We start from the raw sequence: 5,606 nt of genomic DNA, 5'->3' as shown, positions 1-5,606 counted from the left end.
GCTGGGCTCGGCGGCACCGGCCTCCCCGCCCGCGCGCGCACCGGGCCCGTCGCGACCATCGACCGCGGACGCCCGAGCCGCGGACGTACCGGCCCCGGCGCCACCACCGGCCCCGGCGCCACCACCGGCACCCGCCGCCCTGGGATCAGCGCCGCCGCCGGCCGGCCGCGGGCCGCTCCCCGCGCCCGTCGTGCTCGACCCCGCCGTACTGGACCCCGCCGTACTGGACCCCGTCGGCCGCGGCCCGGGCACCTGCTCGGAGCCGCGCCCGTGCTGCGGGCCACGGACCTGCGGGCCGCCACCGGGCCGGGGTTCGGCGGCCTGGCGCGGGTTGGCGGGGTGCCGGGGTTCGGCGACCTGCGGGGGCTCGGCGGGCTGTCGGGCGGCTACCTGTTGCGGATCGGTCGGCTGCCGGGGTTCGGCCACCTGACGTGGTTCGGCGGGCTGCCGCGAGTCGGCGGACGCCCCCGCACCAGCAGCCGTACGCGGCTCGGAACCCGGCGGCCCACTGACGGACTCACGCTCCGACGGGCCGCCCTGACCAGGTATCTGCCGGGCCGACAGGTCCTCGGTGGAACCCCGCTCGTCGGCGCCGGCTGCCCCGTCGTCTTCACGGTCGCATCGTTCGTCCGACCCCTCAACGCCCATACCCACAGCCCCCGTACGCACCATCAGACCCGAACACGCGGGAAAGAGTGCCATAGCCGTCGCTGACCTAGCCTTATCTCCTCCAGCAACCACCCATCCGGGGCCGATTCGCAAGCGTGAGCCCCACGGTTCACCCGAATGGGGAACCCTTTCTGCACACCCGTCCACGGGGCTCCAGACACCTGACTGCAAACACTCAGCTCACCCCACGGCCCGGGCATCCGAGGCCCGTCCGACCCTCCCCACTCCCCGCTCCCCACCCTGCCGCCCCCCACCCCACTCCCCACGCCACTTCCCCGCCCCACCCCACCCCATCCGCCGCCCACGCCCTATCCGCCGCCCCATCCCAACAACCCACCACCCCCCGCCCCGCCCCCACACCCCGTGCGCACCCCGACCCCACTCACACCCCACCAGGCCCCGTCCCCACCCGCACTCAGCAGCCGCACTCCGTGAAACCACCCCCACCCCCCACGCAACCCTCACCACGCAACCCCACGCACGCAAAGGGCCCAACTGCGGAATGTCAGTCAGACACGCAGTTGGGCCCGGTGGTTCAGCTCGGTGCTAGGTCAGCCGACCGGACGAGAACGGAGTCCGTCCAGCAGGATGTCGAGCAGCCGGGCCGACGCCGCCGCCTGCTGCGCTGCGTCGGGGAGCGACGGTGCCGCCGTGGCTATCACCAGCAGCACGTCCGCGACCGTGACGTCGGACCGCAGTTCGCCCGCCGTACGCGCCCGCTCCACGAGTTCCCCGACGACGTCGAGCAGCGCCGAGGCGCCACCGTCGTCCGCGTGCTGGACCGCGGCGTGCACCGCGGCGGGACCCGTCGGCGCAGCCGCCACCGGCGACACCGGGCTGGTCCCGACGACCGGGGTGACCCCGGCGACGGGCCCGTGCTCGGCGACCTCCACCGGCTCCGGCGTACTCCGCTGTTCCACGAGCCGCAGCTCGGGCGCGGCGGGCGGCGACTGCCGCTGGTGGGGCACCCGGGCCTCTTCGGACTCGACGTCCACGCCCCCCCGGAGCACCTGCGGCGGCAGCAGCCGGCCGGCGCCGGACGCGACCGAGGTCCGCAGGAAGCGGGAGAGCGCCGACCACGGCTCCTCCTCCTGCCGGAGCGCGGCGCGCGCCTGGTCGGTGAGGCGCGCCGTCTCCTCCTCCGCTATGCGGCGGACCAGCACGTCCTTGCTGGGGAACCGCCGGTAGACCGTCCCCACCCCGACTCGGGCCCGGCGCGCCACATCTTCCATCGGCGCCCCGTAACCCAGCTCCCCGAAGACCTCACGGGCAGCGCGCAGCACATGTTCAAGATTGCGCTGCGCGTCCACGCGCAGCGGCGTATTACGGCCATTGCCCCCGTCTGTCGTGGCGACGTTGGATGACCAATGCGAACTCTGAATGTGCATAACCGATCCCCCGGTAATGAACGTCTCCCCCCGGAGACTCCCCGCCCTGGCTGCCGGGGCTGTGTCGACACCCCGACGAAGTACGAACATAGTTGAGCCCAGGTCAAGAATGAAGGGGTAGTTCCGTCCAGAGCGCCCCCCGATCGGAGTACGCGGCCGTTCCCTCCCGATTCGCTGCCGGCCCAATCCCCCGTGACCATGCGCTGACCTGCGGACCTTACGTGCACACGACCGAACCAATCGCTCCACTTTCGGCGCGCCCACCAGTCACACATTTCGTCGGGGCTGTGGACAAAGGCCGGTCGCCGGTGCGTCATGGGAGGGTGAAGGAACCCGCGCGCATTCTTGTTGTCGGCGGTGGCTACGTCGGGATGTACACCGCGCTGCGCCTCCAGCGGAAGCTGAAGCGCGGCGAGGCGCAGGTCATCGTGGTCGACCCCGAGCCGTATATGACCTACCAGCCGTTTCTGCCGGAGGCGGCGGCCGGTTCGATCTCCCCGCGCCACGTGGTCGTGCCGCTGCGCCGGATCTTGCCCAGATGCCAGGTCGTGATTGGCGAGGTCTCGTCCATTGAGCACGCCAAGCGCACCGCCACCGTGCACACTCTCGCCACCGCCGAGGAAGGCGCCGGCGCGATCGAGATTCACTACGACGAGCTGGTACTCGCGCCCGGGTCCGTTTCTCGCACCCTCCCGATCCCCGGATTGGCCGAATTTGGGATCGGTTTCAAGACCGTCGAGGAGGCCATCGGTCTCCGTAATCACGTCCTGGAACAACTCGACATCGCCTCGTCCACCCGCGACCCGGACATCAGGGACGCCGCGCTCACCTTCGTATTCGTGGGCGGCGGGTACGCGGGAGTGGAAGCACTCGGCGAGTTGGAGGACATGGCCAGGTACGCGGTGCGCTATTACCACAACATCTCGCCGGATGACTTGAAATGGGTGCTCGTCGAGGCCACCGACCGCATCCTCCCCGAGGTCGGCGCTGAGATGGGCCAGTACGCCGTGCGCGAGTTGCGCCGCCGCAACATCGACGTCCGCCTGGAGACCCGGCTCGCATCGTGCGAGAAGCGCGTCGCCGTCCTGAGCGACGGCTCGCGGCTGCCCGCCCGCACCCTGGTGTGGACCGCGGGCGTCAAGGCGCACCCGGTCCTCGCCGCGACCGACCTGCCCACCAACGACCACGGCCGACTGCCGTGCACCGCGGCACTGCGCGTGGAAGGCGTCGAACACGCCTGGTCAGCGGGTGACGCGGCGGCCGTGCCCGACACCACGGCGGACACGCCCGACGCGGTGTGCGCCCCCAACGCCCAGCACGCCGTACGGCAGGCCAAGGTGCTCGCCGGCAACGTCCTGGCCGCCCTGCGCGACCAGCCGCTCACCGACTACGCGCACCGGTACGTCGGCTCCGTGGCCTCCCTCGGACTCCACAAGGGCGTGGCGCACGTCTACGGCCGCAAGCTCAAGGGGTACCCCGCATGGTTCATGCACCGCGCCTACCACCTCAGCCGCGTACCCACCGTCAACCGCAAGGCGCGGGTGCTGGCCGAGTGGACCCTGGCCGGTCTGTTCAAGCGGGAGATCGTCTCCCTGGGCTCGTTGGAGAACCCGCGCGGCGAGGTCGCACTCGCCGCCGGCACCGGCCGCCACCCCGAGGCCAGTTGACCCCTGCCGCCGCACTTCCGGCGGAGCCGGGAACTCCCTCGGCGCGACTGGCGTCTGACGGATGTCAGTCCGGTCGGCCACACTGGACGTGTGACCATGGGTGGACTCGTATCTACGAAGAGTGACAAGCGCGAGGATTTGGACGTTTGCTGCATTCCCCAGGAGCCCGGCCCCCGCTCTGCTGCCCGCCGCCCCGCGTCGGCGCGCCGTTCTGTCACGACTCCGCGAGGTAACCCTCTGTGAACTTCACGCGTTGGAGCGTTCGACTCCCCGGATACCAGCGACGTACGGCCCGCGGCGACCGCGCCGCACGCACGGCCCCCACCAGCACCCATGCGGTGCCGGCGGCCCGCGGCGACGGCGACCCCGGCACCGACACGCCGAGCACCCCGCCCGACCCCGGCGAGATCCCGAGCCTGGCAGCGCTCTCGGCGCAGGCCCTGGTCACCCAGGTCCCGGCCCCGGTGGCGGTGGTCTACGGCCCTGACCACCGCATCGCGTACGTCAACGATGCCTACGCCGCCCTCTTCGGCACCCGCACCCCGGGCCTGCCCGCCCGCGAAGCGCTGCCCGAACTCGTCGAAATGGGCCTGCTCCCGCTGATGGACCAGGTGCTACGGAGCGGCAAGCCCCGCACGGTGAAGTCACGCCGCATCCCACGGGGCGCCACACCCTCCTTCCCGGGCGCGCCCACCGACGACCCCGCGCACGGCGAACCGCGCGCCCCCGGCCACCCGCCGATGCACCTCAACACCCCGGAAACCCCCCACCCGGCCGCCACACCGACACCCCAGACCACCACCCCGGCAACACCCGAGGGCCCCACCCCACCCGCGGCCACCCACACCCCGGGCCCGTCGGCTCAGACTCCAGGTCCATCGGCCCACACCCCGGAGGCATCGGCCCAGACTCCGGGACCATCGGCCCACACCCTGGGCACGCCGGCTCAGACCCCGGGGACACCAACCCTGACCACGGGGGCGGCACCCCAGGACACGGCCGTGACCAACCCGGTCGTCACCCCCGAGCCCCCGTCCGCCACACCAGCAGAGCCGTCCGCCCACACCAACCCACCCACCGGCGCGCCCACGCCCCCACCCCCGACCTCGGACGCCACCCACCCCACCCCCCTCGGCACCACCCAACACCCCACCACCACAACCTCAGCCGCCCAGGCGCCCACCCCGACGCCCGCCCCGGCACCTGGTCCAGCCACCGACGGCCACCCCACAACCGGCCACGCCGCGTCCCACCCGACCCCGGCCAACCCGGTCACGGACCCGTACGGGGCTACGCCGTACGGAGCAACGCCACCGCCCGCGGCGGACCCATCCCACGGTGCCCACACCGGGGCCGTCGGCCAACCCGCGGCCCCCGCACACCCCAACCCCGCCGCCGGCACCACCGGGGAAGCGGCTGGGGGAGCGACCACCGACCCCCACACCGCGCTCGCCGCCGCCCTCAGCCACCACGCCGAGCCGGCCAGCCCAGCACAACCCACCGACGAGCGCACCGCCGGCCCCCGCGCAGCGGTCTCCCCCTGGCCCTGGACGTCCCGCCACGACCTGCGCGCCGCCACCACCCTCGCCCTCCCGCCCGGCCCCCGCACCCGCGACAGCTACTACACCTTCACCTGCACCCCCATCCAGGTAGCACCACCCCACCAACCCACCCCGGAACCGGCCGTCACCCCCACGCCCCACCCCACCCCGCAACCCACCACGGCCCTGACCGCGGACCCGACGCCCCCCCCCCGGGCCATGCCCCCCCCCCCCCCCGCCCCACCCCCCCCCGCCCCCCCCCACCACGACTCCCCGGTAGGTCAACTGGCCTGGATCGTCGAGAAGTTCAAGGAGTGGACAGACTCGGTCGGCACCCCGGA

Annotated in this window: 3 protein-coding genes and 1 pseudogene; 2 read left to right on the top strand and 2 right to left on the bottom strand. The window is 73.1% G+C overall.

Translation table 11 applies throughout. The features are described from left to right. Both AAHZ94_RS27535 and AAHZ94_RS27530 read right to left on the bottom strand, forming a co-directional pair. Window positions 1-648: pseudogene (locus AAHZ94_RS27535) on the bottom strand (hypothetical protein); the annotation flags it as partial. A gap of 572 nt (window positions 649-1,220) precedes the next feature. Continuing rightward, complete coding sequence (locus AAHZ94_RS27530; RefSeq protein ID WP_349996160.1) at window positions 1,221-2,057, bottom strand: TetR/AcrR family transcriptional regulator; 837 nt, start codon at window positions 2,055-2,057, stop codon at window positions 1,221-1,223. A gap of 323 nt (window positions 2,058-2,380) precedes the next feature. Here AAHZ94_RS27530 and AAHZ94_RS27525 point away from each other — a divergent pair, with 323 nt between their 5' ends. Together AAHZ94_RS27525 and AAHZ94_RS27520 are read left to right on the top strand one after the other, a co-directional pair. Next, window positions 2,381-3,724, top strand: a complete 1,344-nt coding sequence (locus AAHZ94_RS27525) for an NAD(P)/FAD-dependent oxidoreductase (RefSeq protein WP_349996158.1) — start codon at window positions 2,381-2,383, stop codon at window positions 3,722-3,724. Between the two features lie 239 nt (window positions 3,725-3,963). Then, on the top strand, window positions 3,964-5,606 hold a 1,643-nt coding region (locus AAHZ94_RS27520; protein ID WP_349996156.1), incomplete at its 3' end, for a PAS domain-containing protein.

It is taken from the genome of Streptomyces sp. HSW2009 (genome assembly GCF_040240285.1).
In the GTDB taxonomy this organism is placed as follows: Bacteria; Actinomycetota; Actinomycetes; order Streptomycetales; family Streptomycetaceae; genus Streptomyces.
The sequence above is the reverse complement of the archived record's forward strand: the minus strand, read 5'-3'. Positions and strand labels throughout refer to the sequence as shown.

What these genes read in the sequence shown, in the direction of transcription:
- AAHZ94_RS27530 (WP_349996160.1), bottom strand. Translation starts at nt 2,057, where the DNA reads ATGCACATTCAGAGTTCGCATTGGTCATCCAACGTCGCCACGACAGAC.